The 16,105-nt window shown below is 70.0% G+C and carries 15 protein-coding genes; 10 read left to right on the top strand and 5 right to left on the bottom strand.

Features of this window, described 5'->3' with window-relative positions:
• Window positions 1-61: 61 nt before the first annotated feature.
• The 5 genes from ACP4J3_RS01640 (at window position 62) to ACP4J3_RS01620 (ending at window position 6,891) form a co-directional block, all read left to right on the top strand.
• Entirely contained in the window at window positions 62-1,729 is a 1,668-nt protein-coding gene (locus ACP4J3_RS01640; RefSeq protein WP_426529505.1) for a fumarate hydratase, read from the top strand.
• Window positions 1,730-2,033: 304 nt separating this feature from the next.
• Window positions 2,034-3,419 (top strand): class II fumarate hydratase, encoded by a 1,386-nt coding sequence (locus ACP4J3_RS01635; protein ID WP_426529503.1) that lies wholly within the window; start codon window positions 2,034-2,036, stop codon window positions 3,417-3,419.
• 72 nt (window positions 3,420-3,491) lie between these two features.
• On the top strand, window positions 3,492-4,187 hold the full coding sequence (gene fomD, locus ACP4J3_RS01630) for a cytidylyl-2-hydroxypropylphosphonate hydrolase (RefSeq protein WP_426529501.1): 696 nt from the start codon (window positions 3,492-3,494) through the stop codon (window positions 4,185-4,187).
• Window positions 4,188-4,464: 277 nt separating this feature from the next.
• Entirely contained in the window at window positions 4,465-6,594 is a 2,130-nt protein-coding gene (locus ACP4J3_RS01625) for a SpoIIE family protein phosphatase (RefSeq protein ID WP_426529499.1), read from the top strand.
• Between the two features lie 171 nt (window positions 6,595-6,765).
• Window positions 6,766-6,891 (top strand): hypothetical protein, encoded by a 126-nt coding sequence (locus ACP4J3_RS01620; RefSeq protein WP_426529497.1) that lies wholly within the window; start codon window positions 6,766-6,768, stop codon window positions 6,889-6,891.
• A gap of 636 nt (window positions 6,892-7,527) precedes the next feature.
• On the opposite strand, the gene ACP4J3_RS01615 is transcribed toward ACP4J3_RS01620, so the two are convergent.
• From ACP4J3_RS01615 to ACP4J3_RS01595, 5 genes are all read right to left on the bottom strand, one after another.
• Complete coding sequence (locus ACP4J3_RS01615; RefSeq protein ID WP_426529495.1) at window positions 7,528-7,881, bottom strand: hypothetical protein; 354 nt, start codon at window positions 7,879-7,881, stop codon at window positions 7,528-7,530.
• A gap of 59 nt (window positions 7,882-7,940) precedes the next feature.
• Window positions 7,941-8,195: a hypothetical protein gene (locus tag ACP4J3_RS01610; RefSeq protein ID WP_426529493.1), complete on the bottom strand. Its 255-nt coding sequence runs from the start codon at window positions 8,193-8,195 to the stop codon at window positions 7,941-7,943.
• A 151-nt stretch (window positions 8,196-8,346) separates the two neighbouring features.
• Window positions 8,347-8,478, bottom strand: coding sequence for a hypothetical protein (locus ACP4J3_RS01605; RefSeq protein WP_426529491.1), 132 nt, complete (start codon window positions 8,476-8,478; stop codon window positions 8,347-8,349).
• A 6-nt stretch (window positions 8,479-8,484) separates the two neighbouring features.
• Entirely contained in the window at window positions 8,485-8,607 is a 123-nt protein-coding gene (locus tag ACP4J3_RS01600) for a hypothetical protein (protein ID WP_426529489.1), read from the bottom strand.
• 30 nt (window positions 8,608-8,637) lie between these two features.
• Window positions 8,638-11,019, bottom strand: coding sequence for a transglycosylase domain-containing protein (locus ACP4J3_RS01595; protein WP_426529487.1), 2,382 nt, complete (start codon window positions 11,017-11,019; stop codon window positions 8,638-8,640).
• Between the two features lie 268 nt (window positions 11,020-11,287).
• Between ACP4J3_RS01595 and ACP4J3_RS01590 the strand changes: the two genes are divergently transcribed.
• The 5 genes from ACP4J3_RS01590 to ACP4J3_RS01570 all read left to right on the top strand — a co-directional run bounded on the left by ACP4J3_RS01590 (window position 11,288) and on the right by ACP4J3_RS01570 (window position 16,102).
• Complete coding sequence (locus ACP4J3_RS01590) at window positions 11,288-12,211, top strand: SPFH domain-containing protein (RefSeq protein ID WP_426529485.1); 924 nt, start codon at window positions 11,288-11,290, stop codon at window positions 12,209-12,211.
• Entirely contained in the window at window positions 12,208-12,456 is a 249-nt protein-coding gene (locus ACP4J3_RS01585) for a hypothetical protein (protein WP_426529483.1), read from the top strand. Before ACP4J3_RS01590 ends, ACP4J3_RS01585 begins: the two co-directional genes overlap by 4 nt.
• A 105-nt stretch (window positions 12,457-12,561) precedes the next feature.
• Entirely contained in the window at window positions 12,562-13,086 is a 525-nt protein-coding gene (locus ACP4J3_RS01580; protein WP_426529481.1) for a PadR family transcriptional regulator, read from the top strand.
• Complete coding sequence (locus ACP4J3_RS01575) at window positions 13,083-13,772, top strand: ABC transporter ATP-binding protein (protein ID WP_426529479.1); 690 nt, start codon at window positions 13,083-13,085, stop codon at window positions 13,770-13,772. Before ACP4J3_RS01580 ends, ACP4J3_RS01575 begins: the two co-directional genes overlap by 4 nt.
• On the top strand, window positions 13,769-16,102 hold the full coding sequence (locus ACP4J3_RS01570; RefSeq protein WP_426529477.1) for an ABC transporter permease: 2,334 nt from the start codon (window positions 13,769-13,771) through the stop codon (window positions 16,100-16,102). Before ACP4J3_RS01575 ends, ACP4J3_RS01570 begins: the two co-directional genes overlap by 4 nt.
• Window positions 16,103-16,105 lie beyond the last annotated feature (3 nt).

Genomic DNA, 16,105 nt, shown 5'->3' with positions numbered 1-16,105 from the left:
GCTGGTGGACGCTGCCCATGGAGGCCAGCCGCCGCATCTGTCGAGTGAGGAATGGGCGCCGATGCCTGAGTTCGCGTACACCGATCTGCTCCCCATGGGAGAGGACACCACCCCGTACCGGTTGGTGACCTCCGAGGGTGTCTCCACCTTCGAGGCCGACGGGCGGACGTTCCTCAAGGTGGAGCCCGAGGCGCTGCGCAAGCTCGCCGAGGAGGCCATCCACGACATCCAGCACTATCTGCGCCCGGCCCACCTCGCCCAGCTCCGCCGCATCATCGACGACCCCGAGGCGTCGAGCAACGACAAGTTCGTGGCGCTGGATCTGCTGAAGAACGCGAACATCGCGGCGGCGGGTGTCCTGCCGATGTGCCAGGACACCGGTACGGCGATCGTCATGGGCAAGCGCGGGCAGAACGTGCTGACGCAGGGCGGCGACGAGGAGGCCCTGTCCCGCGGCATCTACGACGCGTACACGAAGCTCAACCTCCGCTACTCCCAGATGGCCCCGCTGACCATGTGGGACGAGAAGAACACCGGGTCGAACCTCCCGGCCCAGATCGAGCTGTACGCCACCGACGGCGGCGCCTACAAGTTCCTGTTCATGGCGAAGGGCGGCGGCTCCGCCAACAAGTCGTTCCTCTACCAGGAGACGAAGGCCGTCCTGAACGAGGCCTCCATGATGAAGTTCCTGGAGGAGAAGATCCGTTCGCTGGGTACGGCCGCCTGTCCGCCGTATCACCTGGCGATCGTGGTGGGTGGTACGAGCGCCGAGTACGCCCTGAAGACCGCGAAGTACGCCTCCGCGCACTACCTGGACGAGATTCCGGCCGAGGGGTCGGAGCTCGGGCACGGCTTCCGGGACGAGGACCTCGAGCAGAAGGTCTTCGAGCTGACGCAGAGGATCGGGATCGGGGCGCAGTTCGGCGGCAAGTACTTCTGCCACGACGTGCGGGTGGTGCGCCTGCCGCGACACGGCGCCTCGTGCCCCGTCGCCATCGCCGTGTCCTGCTCGGCCGACCGGCAGGCCGTCGCGAAGATCACCGCCGAGGGTGTCTTCCTGGAGCAGCTCGAGACCGACCCGGCGCGGTTCCTGCCGGAGACGACGGACGAGCACCTGGAGTCGGACGGCGACGTGGTGCGGATCGACCTGAACCAGCCGATGGAGTCGATCCTCGCCGAGCTGACCAAGTACCCGGTGAAGACGCGGCTTTCGCTCACCGGTCCGCTGGTCGTGGCCCGCGACATCGCGCATGCCAAGATCAAGGAGCGGCTGGACGCGGGTGAGGAGATGCCGCAGTACCTGAAGGATCACCCGGTGTACTACGCGGGGCCGGCGAAGACGCCTCAGGGGTATGCGTCGGGTTCCTTCGGTCCTACGACCGCCGGGCGCATGGACTCCTACGTCGAGCAGTTCCAGGCGGCGGGTGGCTCCAAGGTGATGCTGGCCAAGGGCAACCGCAGCAAGCAGGTCACGGACGCGTGCGGCTCGCACGGCGGCTTCTACCTGGGCTCCATCGGCGGCCCCGCCGCGCGTCTCGCCCAGGACTGCATCAAGAAGGTCGAGGTCGTCGAGTACGAGGAGCTCGGCATGGAGGCCGTCTGGAAGATCGAGGTCGAGGACTTCCCGGCGTTCATCGTGGTCGACGACAAGGGCAACGACTTCTTCCAGGACCCGGCGCCTCAGCCGACGTTCACGTCCATTCCGGTGCGGGGGCCGGGGCTGGCGTAGCGCGTCGGGTGCACGCGGGGACGGATTTCGCCCCCGCCGCCCCTACCCGTTCCCGTCCCTGGGGGCTGCCGCCCCCAGCACCCCCGCATCGGCCCTGAACGGGCCTCGTCCTCAAACGCCGGACGGGCTGAAATCCTCAGCCCGTCCGGCGTTTGAGGAGCGGGGTCCAGGGGGCAGAGCCCCCTGGCGGGGTCGAAGGGGCGGAGCCCCTGGGGACGGGAATGGGTAGGGGCGGCGGGGGCGAGGAAACCCCCGAGCGGGTCAATCCCGGAACAACCCCGCCCTCCCCCACGCTGTACCCGGTATGAGCGACTACCGCATCGAGCACGACTCCATGGGCGAGGTCCGCGTCCCGGCGGACGCCAAGTGGCGGGCCCAGACGCAGCGTGCCGTCGAGAACTTCCCCCTCTCCGGCCAGCGCATCGAGCGGGCCCACATCGAGGCCCTGGCCCGGATCAAGGGCGCCGCCGCCAAGGTGAACGCGCGGCTCGGGGTGCTCGACAAGGACATCGCCGACGCCGTCCAGGAGGCGGCCGGCGAGGTCGCCGAGGGGCGGTGGGACGAGCACTTCCCCGTGGACGTGTTCCAGACCGGGTCCGGGACCTCGTCCAACATGAACACCAACGAGGTCATCGCCACCCTCGCGACCGAGCGGCTCGGGCGGGACGTGCATCCCAACGACCATGTGAACGCCTCACAGTCGTCCAACGACGTCTTCCCGTCCTCCATCCACATCGCCGCCACCGCCGCCGTCACCCGTGATCTGATCCCGGCCCTTGAGCACCTCGCCGGCTCCCTGGAGCGCAAGGCCGAGGAGTTCGCCGATGTCGTGAAGTCGGGGCGGACGCATCTCATGGACGCCACGCCCGTGACCCTTGGCCAGGAGTTCGACGGGTACGCCGCCCAGGTCCGGTACGGCGTCGAGCGGCTGCACGCCTCCCTCCCCCGCCTCGCCGAACTCCCCCTCGGCGGTACGGCCGTCGGCACCGGCATCAACACCCCGCCCGGCTTCTCCGCCGCTGTCATCGAGGAAGTCGCCCGCGTCACGGGCCTCCCCCTCACCGAGGCCCGCGACCACTTCGAGGCGCAGGGCGCCCGGGACGGGATCGTGGAGACCAGTGGGCAGCTCAGGACCATCGCCGTCGGGCTGACGAAGATCGCCAATGATCTGCGGTGGATGTCGTCCGGGCCGCGCACGGGGCTTGCCGAGATCAGCCTGCCCGACCTGCAGCCGGGGTCGTCGATCATGCCCGGCAAGGTCAATCCGGTCATTCCGGAGGCCGTGCTCATGGTCGCCGCGCAGGTCGTCGGCAATGACGCCACCGTCGCCACCGCGGGAGCGGCAGGCAACTTCGAGCTCAATGTCATGCTTCCGGTCATCGCCAAGAACGTGCTGGAGTCGATCCGGTTGCTCGCGAACGCCTCCCGGCTGCTCGCCGACCGCACCGTCGACGGCATCGTCGCGCACCGCGAACGGGCCCTGGAGTACGCCGAGTCGTCACCCTCCGTGGTCACCCCGCTCAACAAGTACATCGGGTACGAGGAGGCCGCCAAGGTCGCCAAGAAGGCCCTCGCGGAGCGCAGGACGATCCGCCAAGTCGTCCTGGAGGGCGGTTACGTCGAGCGCGGCGACCTCACCCTGGAGCAGTTGGACGAGGCCCTTGATGTCCTGCGGATGACACGGCCGTAACCAATGCTCGCGACGGCGTGAACCGTGACGAGCGCCGCAGCGTCGTATGCCTGTGGCACCTAATATCTGTTCATGGCAGACGGTGGAGCGATGACGACGGAAGTGGAAGCGGGCGGGTCGACGGGCTTCTGGGCGCCCGGGACGCAGATCCTGTGGCGGTACCGGGAGAACGCGGGCCGTCGCTTCCACATCGCGCGTCCGGTCACCGTCGTACACGACGACGAGGACATTCTGGCCGTATGGCTCGCCCCCGGGACGGAGTGTGTCAAGCCGGTGCTCGCCGACGGGACGTCGGTGCACCGGGAGCCGCTTCAGACGCGGTACACCAAGCCGCGTTCCGTCCAGCGCGACCGGTGGTTCGGGACCGGGGTGCTCAAGCTGGCGCGGCCGGGTGAGCCGTGGTCGGTGTGGCTGTTCTGGGAGCCCGGGTGGCGGTTCAAGAACTGGTACGTGAATCTTGAGGAGCCGCTGGCCCGTTGGGCGGGCGGGGTCGACTCCGAGGATCACTTCCTGGACATCTCCGTGCACCCGGACCGCAGTTGGCACTGGCGGGACGAGGACGAGTTCGCGCAGGCCCAGCGGGACGGTCTGATGGACGAACGGCTGGCCGCGCGGGTGCGCGAGGCCGGGCTCGGGGCGGTGGAGGTGATCCGCGCCTGGGGGCCGCCGTTCGCCGACGGATGGCAGAACTGGCGCCCGGATCCCTCCTGGGCTGTACCTTCTTTGCCTGAGGACTGGGATCGCACGCCCGCGCACATGTCCTCGTGAGACCCTTGATGCGCCCCCGGGCAACAAACGTAGGATCGTCCTCCGCAAGGGTGCGCAAGGACAACTACCGGAGTGCGCGCCGGGCTTGACCGATCGTCACCGAGGGGCGGCAGGACGTGAGCGAGGGTTACCAGAGCACCGCCCGCACGGGCGGACGCTCCACCGGCGGCACAGGAACTGCCTCTGGCCACGCGGGAATTCCGTTCCTGGGGCACGTATTGCGGGTATCGGAGTTTCGGCGGGACGAACTGCACGCGCGGCGCGCAGCCCCGGACGGATGGATTCGAAAGGCGTGACGGAGCAGCCGACCTCCTTCGAACGCCCCGAGACGGGCGTCGACCCCGCGGAGTCCCGCGGGGCGCTCGTGCGTACCTCGACACCACCGGCGCCGCACGAGAACACGCCGCCGCATCCCCCGGGCGCCGCCGCCTTACCCGCGCAGGCGCGCACCGGAGAGACCCCCTCCACGCCGGGCACCACCACGCCGTCCGGCCCGAGCAAGGAGCCCCCAGTCATCGCCGGCAACGGCCCCGAGCACTCGCAGCCCTCCGTCGCCGCCGAGCCCGACGCCCACCGGCCGCGGCCCGTTCCGGAGGCCATCCCGCCCCAGCCCGGCACCGAGCAGCCGCCGGGGTCCGCCGAGCGGCGCTCCGGACAGAGCCTGGCGCCCGGCGGCCGGCCCACGCCCATGCGCCGGGACGGTGACCGGTTGCGCTTCGTGGGCGCCGCGACTCGGCGGATCGCCCGCGGCATCGACCTGGACGAGATCGTGATGGGGCTGTGCCGGGCGACCGTGCCGACCTTCTCCGACGCGATCCTCGTCTATCTGCGCGACCCGCTGCCGGTCGGCGACGAACGCCCCACCGGGCCCGTCGTGCTGCGCCTGCGCCGCACCGACCGCATCCCCGAGGAGCGCGACAGCGACACCGGATTCCTGCCCGCACAGCAGCAGCCGGAGCCGACCGAGCTGGCCGAGCTGTCCGCCGTCACCGCCGAACTGTGCGAGGTGCGGCCCGGCGGCGCGCTCGCGGAGGTGCTGCGCGGCGTACGGCCCGTCTTCGCCGACGCTCCCGCCGCCCGCGCCGCCCTGCCGGAACTCCTCGGCGACGACGGCGAGTTGATCATCCCGGACGGCCAGCGCGCGATCCTCGCCCCGCTGCGCGGCCGGCGCCGCGTCATCGGCGCCGCCGTGTTCCTGCGCCGCCCGGAGCGCCTGGCCTTCGAGCCGGACGACCTCCTGGTCGCCGCCCAGCTCGCCACGCACAGCGCCCTCGGCATCGACAAGGCGGTGCTGTACGGCCGCGAGGCGTACATCGCCGACGAGCTGCAGCGCACGATGCTCCCGGAGACGCTGCCGCGCCCGACGGGCGTACGGCTGGCCTCCCGCTACCTTCCGGCCGCCGAGACGGCCCGGGTGGGCGGCGACTGGTACGACGCGATCCCGCTGCCGGGCAGCCGTGTGGCGCTCGTCGTCGGCGACGTCATGGGCCACTCCATGACATCGGCCGCGATCATGGGCCAGTTGCGGACGACGGCCCAGACCCTCGCCGGCCTCGACCTGCCCCCGCAGGAGGTCCTGCACCACCTCGACGAACAGGCCCAGCGCCTGGGCACCGACCGCATGGCGACCTGTCTGTACGCCGTCTACGACCCGGTCTCGCACCGCATCACCATCGCCAACGCCGGCCACCCGCCGCCCGTCCTGCTCCACCTGGGCGGCCGCGCGGAGGTACTGCGCGTGCCCGCGGGCGCCCCGATCGGCGTCGGCGGCGTCGACTTCGAGGCCGTGGAGCTGGACGCGCCGGCCGGAGCGACCCTGCTGCTCTACACCGACGGCCTGGTCGAGTCCCGTCTGCGCGACGTGTGGACCGGCATAGAGCAACTGCGCGAGAAGCTCGCCGCCACCGCGCAGCTCACCGGCCCCGACCATCCGCCGCCCCTCGAAGCCCTGTGCGACGAGGTCCTGGACATGCTCGGCCCCGGCGACCGCGACGACGACATCGCGCTGCTCGCCGCCCGCTTCGACGGGATCGCGCCGAGCGACGTGGCGTACTGGTTCCTGGAGCCGGAGGACGCCGCCCCCGGCCGGGCCCGCCGGCTCGCGCGACGGGCGCTGGCCCGGTGGGGCCTGGAGGAACTCACCGACTCGGTCGAGCTGCTGGTCAGCGAGGTCGTCACCAACGCGGTGCGGTACGCCTCCCGGCCGGTCACGCTGCGACTGCTGCGCACCGATGTGCTGCGCTGCGAGGTCGGCGACGACGTGCCCCAGTTGCCGCGGCTGCGGCAGGCCCGGGCCACCGACGAGGGCGGGCGCGGGCTCTACCTCGTCAATCGGCTGGCCCGACGGTGGGGGGCCACACGGCTGAGCACCGGGAAGGTCGTCTGGTTCGAGTTGAACCGGGGATGAGCGCGACCTCCGACCGGACCGAAGAGCTGCGGCGCCGTTCCCGGTAGGCCGCTGATGCCCCTGAAAAAGATGACATGCCGGAGGGGCCTCCCCGGCTCATGGGCTGACTGCTCCGTTCGGAGCACGATGCTTGGTGAGCCACTGTCTTCGGGAACATGAGGAGGCCACGTCGTGGCCATCGTAGGCGGGCTGGACGTACATCGCAGGCAGATCACCTTCGACTGCGCGGACACCAGCACCGGGGATGTGCAGCACGGCAAGATCGTGCCCGCGACGCGAGAGGAATTCCGTGCCTGAGCGGGTGAGTTGGGCCAACGGCACTGCTGGCGGTCGAGGGATGCACCGGCTGGCGGTTCGTGGTCGAGGAATGCCACCATGCCGGCGTGGAGGTGCAACTGGCCGAGCCCGCCGACACGGCGGCGGCCGGTTGACCCAAGAAGCGCGCCAAGACCAACCGCACGGATGCCCGAAAGATCCGTGAACTGCTCACAGATGGATTTGCGCGACGAGCACACCGCCTGGGTGCAGCGCATCCACGCCATTCTCCTCCACCACGGGGTCCCCGGCCCCGTCGGGTGAGTTACTCGGGCCCGAGCAGCGGGACGCGCTGGTTGCGGGACGGGTCTGTCGCCCGCCGCGCATCAGGCGGTGCTGGCCGCCCTGCGATCATCTGGACCAGGAAATGGCGCCGCTGCGCCGGACGACGTGGAGCAAGATCGCCTCCACGTCGCCGATCCGGATGTCGACCTCCAGCCCGGTACCCGGGACGGGCCGCGTCGCTGAGCGCTCACGGGGACACTCGCGGCCGCGGCCACGGCGGTGGACGCGGTGAAGGAGCCCAGGGCGGTCGTGGCGGTGAGCACACCGGAACCCTTGACCAGGGTACGTCTCGGCATACCGGTCATGCCGGTGCGCGTGTTGTTGTGCACGTCTTCAGTTCCTTCCCCAGCTGATGATGACGAGAGTGAGCGTGGGCAGCGCCGTGGCCGCAGCGCTCAGCAGCCAGTACGCGCGGGGTGACAGCGCCGTCCTGCGCCGGAAAGGACGGTTGGCCAGCCACCAGGCGAGACCGAACAGGGTGAGGATCGGTGTGGCGACCATCACCCAGGGCAGCACACCGTCGTTCTCGGTGGGCTCGCGTTCGGTCCAGCCCACGGCGGCGAGCGGCCAGTTCGACGCGAAGTACCACAGCGTGAACGCGGGTACCACGGCTGGAATCCCCAGCAGGACGTTGACCACCAGGGGAAGGCCGAGCTGGAGCCACGGGTGTGCGGTGCTCGTCTTCATTCGGTCTCACTCGGCGCGCGACAGCATGTTGTAGTTCTCCAGCACGTTGTACAGGCCGATCACTCACGGCCGTACTTCTGGGCGGCATCGTTGGTCCCGTTGTACCGGGCCAGCAGTGCCTGGGTCTCGGACAGGCTGGTGGTGAGGCTCGGTCGGGCGGCGCCGATCTGATGGGCGTTGTAGATGGTCAGGTAGGCGACCGAGCGGATGTTGTACGTCTCGTCCTCGTTGAGCCACGCGTGGATCTGCCCCCAGCCGGTGCTGCAGTCGTCGTCCAGCCCCAGCTTCACGCGCTCGTCGGCGGCGATGTCCAAGGGGTTCAGGCGCCCAGCATGCGCAGACCCGCGCCATCGCCGAGGCGCAGCCCGCTGCCGTCAGAGCATCGGCGAACCTCTGCGGCAGCGGATACGAGCTGGAGTTCGCGGAGCGGCTTCCCGACGCCAGGCGCTACGGCACCCTCTTCAGCTACGTGAAGTCCTCTGTGGGCAGGCACGGGGTCTGCGCCGTGTTCGACAACAACACGAGCAGTGCGAAGAAGATGAAGCTGAAGCTGTGCCCCAACAGGTCGGGGGCGGCCTGCAAGGTCGACGAGGGCACCTTCAGTCAGTACGCGGGTCCTGTGAGGTACGAGAACAGCGACCCCTTGGCCGTGATGTGTTCCCAGGCGTCGGCCACGCTCTGCAACTGACGCCGGACCTCCAGGCCCACCTGGAACGAGGAGGGCACCCGCTGTGATGTTGGGCGCCCTCCTCGTTCCTACTGGTCGTTGTCGGGTCTGCCGGGATCCAGGGTTATCGGATCCGTCGGCTCGATCGTCGAGGGTGCCGACGGATCCTCCGTGGTCGGTTCCTCCGTCGGCTCCTCGGTCGTCGGCTCCTCCGTCGGCTCCTTGGTCGTCGGCTCCTCCGTCGGCTCCTTCGTCGTCGGCTCCTCCGTCGGCTCCTTCGTCGTCGGATCGTCCGTCGGCGTCGGCGGCGGGGTGAACGTCGGCTTGACCGCGGCGCCCTGATCGGTGTCCAGGTCGAACTCGGCGTCCGTGTCCGTCACGCCGAACATGTACGCCGCCCAGATCTCCGCCGGGAAACCGCCGCCGTTGATCCGGGGCAGGCCGGCCGCCTTGTACATCGAGACGTGCTTGTACGGGGGCTTGGGTTCCTCACCGAACAGCCCGACCGAGGTCACCAGGTCGGGTGTGAAGCCGGTGAACCAGGCCGAGATGTTCTCGTCGGACGTACCCGTCTTACCCGCGACCTGCTGGCCGTCGCGCAGCGGGTTGTTCCGCACGGACGCCCGCGCCGTACCGTCGTCGACCACTCCGGTCAGCACCGAGGTCACCGTGTCCGCGGCCTCGCGGCTGATGACCTGGTCGCCGATCGGGTCCGGGAGTTCGACCGCGCGGACGTCGTGCTCGACCTTCTTGATGATGGCGGGGGTGACCTTCTTGCCGTGGTTGTCGAGGGTCGCGTAGACCCCGGCCATGGCCAGCGGGCTGGCGCCCATGGAGCCGAGGGTCTGCGCGGGCACCGCCTGCAGGCCCTCGGTGTTCATGCCGAGCCTGCCCGCGACCTCCATCACCTTGGGCATGCCGACGTCGACGCCCATCTGCGCGAAGACGGAGTTGACGGACTTGTTCATCGCCGTCTGGACGGTGATGTCGCCGTAGTCCACGTCGTCCTCGTTCTCGGGCGCGAAGCCGACCTTGGTGCCGTTGTCCACGACGGGGCGCTTGCTCGTGCCGTCGTAAACGGTGTCCGCCGTGATCGGCTCGCCGTCCTGGGTCTCGGAGCGCTCGTCCACGGCCGCCGCGAGGATCACCGGCTTGAACGTCGAGGCGGGCTGGTAGTCGGTGCGGGTCGCGTTGTTCGTGAAGTGCTTCAAGTAGTCCACGCCGCCGTACATCGCGACGACCCCGCCGGTCTTGGGGTCGACGGACACCGCACCGGCCTGGACGTTCCCGTCGACCTTGCGCTTCTTCGCGTCCAGCTTGCTGGTCAACTGCGTCTTGACGGCCTTCTCCAGCGCCGCCTGCTTCTTCTTGTCGATGTTGAGGGTGATGGTCCAGCCGCCGACGTTACGCAGCCTTTCGGCCTGCTCCTTGTCCTCGGCGATCCCCTGGTCCACAAGCTGCTTGTCGAGCGCGTCGTTGGCCGCCTTCACCAGGTAGCCGGCCTGGCCCTTCAGACCGGCGTCCGCCTTGGGCGCCTTGGGTTCCGGGAACTTCATGGCCTCGCGCTCGGCCTTGCCCAGCCAGTCCTGCTCGACCATGTTGTCCAGCACGTAGTTCCAGCGCGCCTTGGCCATGCGCTTGCCCTTGTCGCTGGCGATGGCCCAGTCGTACTGGTTCGGCGCCTGGAGGAGCGCCGCGAGATAGGCGCCCTGTTCGACGTCGAGGTCCCTGGCGTCGACGCGGTAGTAGGCCTGCGCGGCGGCCTGGATGCCGTAGGCGCCGCGGCCGTAGTAGCTGGTGTTGATGTAGCCGGCGAGGATGTAGTCCTTGGACTTCTCGCGGTCCAGCTTGAGCGAGATGACCAGTTCCCTGAGCTTGCGGGAGACGGTCTGCTCCTGCGTCAGGTAGTAGTTCTTGACGTACTGCTGGGTGATCGTCGAACCGCCCTGGGCGCCCTTTCCGGTGAGTGTGTTGAGCAGGCCGCGGGCGGTGCCCTTGAGATCGACGCCGGAGTCCTTGTAGAAGGTCTTGTTCTCGGCGGCGACGAAGCTCCGCTGCACGGGCTTGGGCACCTCGGACAGCGGCACGATCTCACGGTTGAGATCACCGGTGCGGGCCAGGACCGAACCGTCGCTGTACTTGTAGATGTTGCTCTGCAGCTTGGCGTCGTCGTTGCCCTGGGGAATCTCGATCATCATGTACAGCGCGATGAAGGCACCTACGCCGAGCAGACAGATGCCGAGGAACGTGCCGAGCATCTTCTTCCAGGTGAACAGCCGTCGTATTCGGCCCTTGCCCCCGGACCTGGCCGCCCGGCGGGCCGCGGCCCGGCCGCCGACCGCGTCCGACGGTGTGCCGATGACGGTGGTCGACTCGCCGGCGCCCGTGTTCGACGGCGTCCCGGACGAACGCCGGGGTGCGGCGCGGCGGCCGCCGCGCTGCCGCGCTCGTCTCTCTTCCGCTCGTCCCATGGGTCCGATCCGCTCCGCTTCGTTCTGGTGTGCACTGCTGCCACACAGGTTCGCCGCCCAGGTCAGCTCAGAAAGCTAACACCGGAAGATGTGACAAAGGCCTGTCGATCCGGCCTTTTGCGGACGTGACAATCAGCACCTGTCCCACCAGAACCGACGGTCGGGGGGTGTGTAGGGTTGCTCGGGCGGGGTAAAGTGTTATCACTTAGATAGATCGACGCTAGTGGAAGCACGCCAGTGTTTCCGGATGAAACGGGGGATACAGCCCATGTCGAACACCACTGACGTACCCGACATGCCCGAGCCACGAGTACGGGAGTTCACGGCGCACAGCATCGGCGGCGGACGCGCCCTGCTGCTCGGCCTGGTGGGGCTGCTGGTCGGGGGCGGGCTGGTGGCGGGCGGGGCCGTCGCCGCGGCCGTCGCCGGCGTCAAGGCCACGCTGATCGTGCCCGGCGCGCTCGCTGCGCTCGGCTCACTGCTCGCCATGTCCGGTCTGAACATGGTCGCGCCGGGCGAGGCGCGGGTCGTCCAGCTCTTCGGCCGCTACCGGGGGACGATCCGGGAGGACGGGCTGCGCTGGGTGAACCCCTTCACCTCCCGCACGCGGATCTCGACCCGGGTCCGCAACCACGAGACGGCCGTGCTGAAGGTCAACGACGCCTACGGCAACCCGATCGAACTCGCCGCGGTGGTGGTGTGGAAGGTCGAGGACACCGCGCAGGCCACGTTCGAGGTGGACGACTTCCTGGAGTTCGTCTCCACCCAGACCGAGGCGGCGGTGCGGCACATAGCCATCGAGTACCCGTACGACGCCCACGACGAGGGCGGGCTCTCGCTGCGCGGCAACGCCGAGGAGATCACCGAGAAGCTCGCCGCCGAACTGCACGCGCGCGTGGAGGCGGCCGGAGTGCGGATCATCGAGTCGCGCTTCACGCATCTCGCGTACGCTCCCGAGATCGCCTCCGCGATGCTCCAGCGGCAGCAGGCCGGGGCGGTCGTCGCGGCCCGGCGGCAGATCGTCGACGGAGCGGTGGGCATGGTCGAGGCGGCGCTCGCGCGGATCACCGAGCAGGACATCGTGGAGTTGGACGAGGAGCGTAAGGCGGCGATGGTGTCGAACCTGATGGTGGTGCTGTGCGGCGACAGGTCCCCGCAGCCGGTCCTCAACACCGGGACGCTCTACCAGTGACGGTTCCTTCGGAGGACTCCTCGCCGAAGCGGCGACCGCAGCAGCGCAAGCAGGTGCTGCTGCGGCTGGACCCGTCGGTGTACGAGGCGCTGGCCCGGTGGGCGGGGGACGAACTGCGCTCGGCCAACGCGCAGATCGAGTTCCTGCTGCGGCGCGCCCTGGCGGAGGCGGGGCGGCTGCCGGGCGAGGCCAAGCCGATCCCCCGGCGCGGCCGCCCGCCCGCGCAGCCCCCCGAGTCCCAGTAGCAGAACCGTGACAATCGACTCCCACCTGGGGCTCCGCACCCACGGCCACGAGCTGCACACCCGGCGTATACATGCTGCGTATACACCCCGTGTAGAGTCCTCGCCATGTCCATTGGTCACACCCTCCTGGGGCTCCTGGAATCGGGCCCGCGTCACGGCTACGACCTGAAGCGGGCCTTCGACGAGAAGTTCGGTCACGACCGGCCGCTGCACTACGGCCAGGTCTACTCCACGATGTCCCGGCTGCTGAAGAACGGGCTCGTCGAGGTCGACGGGATCGAGCCGGGCGGCGGGCCCGAGCGCAAGCGGTACGCCATCACGGACGCCGGGATCACCGACGTACAGCAGTGGCTCGCGACGCCCGAGAAGCCGGAGCCGTACCTCCAGTCGACCCTCTACACCAAGGTCGTCCTCGCCCTGCTCACCCGGCGCAACGCGGCCGACATCCTCGACACCCAGCGCGCCGAGCATCTGCGGCTGATGCGGATCCTCACCGACCGCAAGAGGAAGGGGAACCTGGCCGACCAGCTCATCTGCGACCACGCCCTGTTCCATCTCGAGGCCGACCTGCGCTGGCTGGAGCTGACCGCCGCACGCCTCGACAAGCTGGCCGAGGTGGTGGTCAAGTGACTCCGCCTCCCGGTTCCCTGCTCGCGGCCGAAGAGCTGCGCAAGGCCTACGGCCCGACCCTCGCGCTCGACGGCGCCGAGTTCTCCATCCACCCCGGCGAGGTCGTCGCCGTCATGGGCCCGTCCGGCTCCGGCAAGTCGACGCTGCTGCACTGTCTCGCCGGCATCGTGCCGCCCGACTCGGGCTCCATCACCTACAACGGGCTCGAGCTGGCCACCATGAGCGACGCCCAGCGCAGCGCGCTCAGGCGCTCGGAGTTCGGCTTCGTCTTCCAGTTCGGGCAGCTCGTGCCGGAGCTGACCTGCGTGGAGAACGTCGCCCTTCCGCTGCGGCTGAACGGCACCTCACGCAAGGAGGCCGAGAAGGCCGCCCTGACCTGGATGGAGCGGCTGGAGGTCGACGATCTGCGCAAGAAGCGGCCCGGTGAGGTCTCCGGCGGCCAGGGGCAGCGCGTCGCCGTCGCCCGGGCGCTGGTGACCAACCCGCGCGTGCTGTTCGCCGACGAGCCGACCGGCGCGCTGGACTCCCTCAACGGCGAGCGCGTGATGGAGCTGCTCACGGACGCCGCCCGCTCCACCAACGCCGCCGTCGTCCTCGTCACGCACGAGGCTCGGGTGGCCGCCTACTCCGACCGCGAGATCGTCGTACGGGACGGCAGGTCCCGGGACATGGAGCGCGTCGTATGAACACGGGTCAGTGGGCCCGGGATCTGGGCATGGGGGTCCGGTTCGCCTTCGCCGGCGGACGCGAAGGATGGGTCCGGGCCCTGCTGACGGCGGTCGGGGTCGGCCTCGGGGTGGCGTTGCTGCTGCTGACGACGGCGGTCCCGAACATGCTGACGGTCCGGCACGAACGGGAGAGCGCCCGCTCCGACATCCACTTCGGCCCTACGGACAAGAAGAAGTCGGACGCCACCCTGATCGTCGCGGACGTCGACACGGACTTCCGCAACAAGGACGTCCGCGGCCGGGCGCTGGAACCCGAGGGAGCGAAGGCACCGCTGCCGCCGGGGGTGGACAAGTTCCCGGCGGTGGGCGAGATAGTCGTCTCCCCCGCGCTGAAGAGGCTGCTGGAGTCGGACGGCGCCAAGCTGCTGCGCGAGCGGCTGCCGGAGCGGATCGTCGGCACCATCGGGGAGAGCGGGCTGATCGGCTCGCACGAACTCGCCTTCTTCCGGGGCGGCGAGGGCCTCGCGCCGCACATCGACGGCTCCCGGGTGGCCCGTATCGACCGGTTCGGGGACACGAACCCGGTCGAGACACGGACCGACCCGGTGCTGATCCTCATGGTCGTCGTCGTCTTCGTGGTGCTGCTGCTGCCGGTCGCCGTGTTCATCGCCGCGGCCGTGCGCTTCGGCGGCGAGCGGCGCGACCGACGGCTCGCGGCGCTGCGGCTGGTCGGCTCCGACAGCCGGATGACCCGGCGGGTCGCGGCCGGCGAGGCGCTGGCGGGCGCCGCGCTCGGACTGGTCTTCGGCGCGGTCTTCTTCATGGTCGGGCGGGAGATCGCGGGCTCGGTCGAGGTGTTCGACGTCAGCGTCTTCCCGAGCTATCTCAACCCCTCCCCCATGCTGGCCGTGCTCGTCGGCCTCGCGGTGCCGGCGGCGGCCGTGCTGGTCACGATGTTCGCGATGCGCGGGGTGGTCATCGAGCCGCTCGGCGTGGTGCGCACGGCAAAGCCCTCGCGGCGCAAGCTGTGGTGGCGGCTGCTGCTGCCGCTGGGCGGCCTGGCGATGCTGTGGCCGATGATCGGCCAGGGCCGCGACGGCGGCACCTTCAACGAGTACCTGGTCATCGGCGGTGTGCTCCTGCTGCTCATCGGCGTGACCACGCTGCTGCCCTGGATCGTCGAGGCGGTCGTCGCCCGGCTCGGCTCGGGCGGTGTCGCCTGGCAACTGGCCGTGCGCAGGCTCCAGTTGAGCAGCGGCACGGCGGCCCGCATGGTCAACGGCGTCGCGGTGGCGGTCGCCGGGGCGATCGCGCTGCAGATGCTGTTCGCCGGGGTGGAGAGCGGCTACATCGAGGACACCGGGTACGACACCCAGCGGGCGCAGATGCAGGTCACCATGTCCCGTGGCGCCTCACTCGGCCCGGCGGCCGAGAAGTTCCGGGACACCGAGGGCGTCCGGCAGGTCCACGCGTACGCCGAGGGCTACCTGGGCGAGCGGCGCATGGATCCGGACGTGGGCGCCGAGATGACCGTCGGCGACTGCGCGTCGCTGCGCGAGGTGGCCAAGCTCCCCTCGTGCCGGGACGGTGACGCCTTCTACGTGTCGAACGCCGAGGACGACGACACCCGGACGCTGGTGACGGAGCCGGGCCGGACCGTGTACCTCGACCCGTCGTACGAAGGCGGCCCGCGGCGCCAGGAGGCCGCCTGGACCGTGCCGAAGGACCTGAAGCCGGCCGAGACGCGGCTGGACCAGATGGGCCGCGAGCGAGGCGGCTTCCTGCTCACCCCGAAGGCGCTGCCCGCGTCCGTCGCGCCGGCGCTGAGGGGGCAGGTGTACCTCAAGATCGACGGCTCCGTGTCCGACGTGATGGAGCGGGTACGGAACACGGCGGCGGCCGTGGACCCGCTGTCGTCGCCCATGACCTGGGCCTCCACCCGGACGACCGACCGCTACGACACCATCCGCACCGGCCTGTTCGTCGGCGCCGTCGCCGTGATGGCGCTGATCGGCGCGAGCCTGCTGGTCTCCCAGCTCGAGCAGCTCCGCGACCGCAAGAAGCTGCTGTCCTCGCTGGTCGCCTTCGGGACCCGGCGCCGCACGCTGAGCCTGTCGGTGCTGTGGCAGACGGCCATCCCGATCGCCCTGGGCCTGCTGCTGTCCACGGTGGTGGGGCTGACCCTGGGCGCGATCCTGCTGAAGATGACGGCCACCCCGATCGTCGTGGACTGGACGAGCGTGCTGTCGATGACGGGCGTCGGCGCGGGCGTCGTCCTCGCCGTGACCCTGCTCAGCCTGCCCCCGCTGCTGCGGCTGATGCGGCCGGACGGGCTGCGCACGGAGTGAGCG

Origin of the sequence: Streptomyces sp. UG1, assembly GCF_049974585.1 — a bacterium.
GTDB lineage: Bacteria > Actinomycetota > Actinomycetes > Streptomycetales > Streptomycetaceae > Streptomyces.
This window is presented reverse-complemented; position numbering and strand designations above follow the sequence as displayed.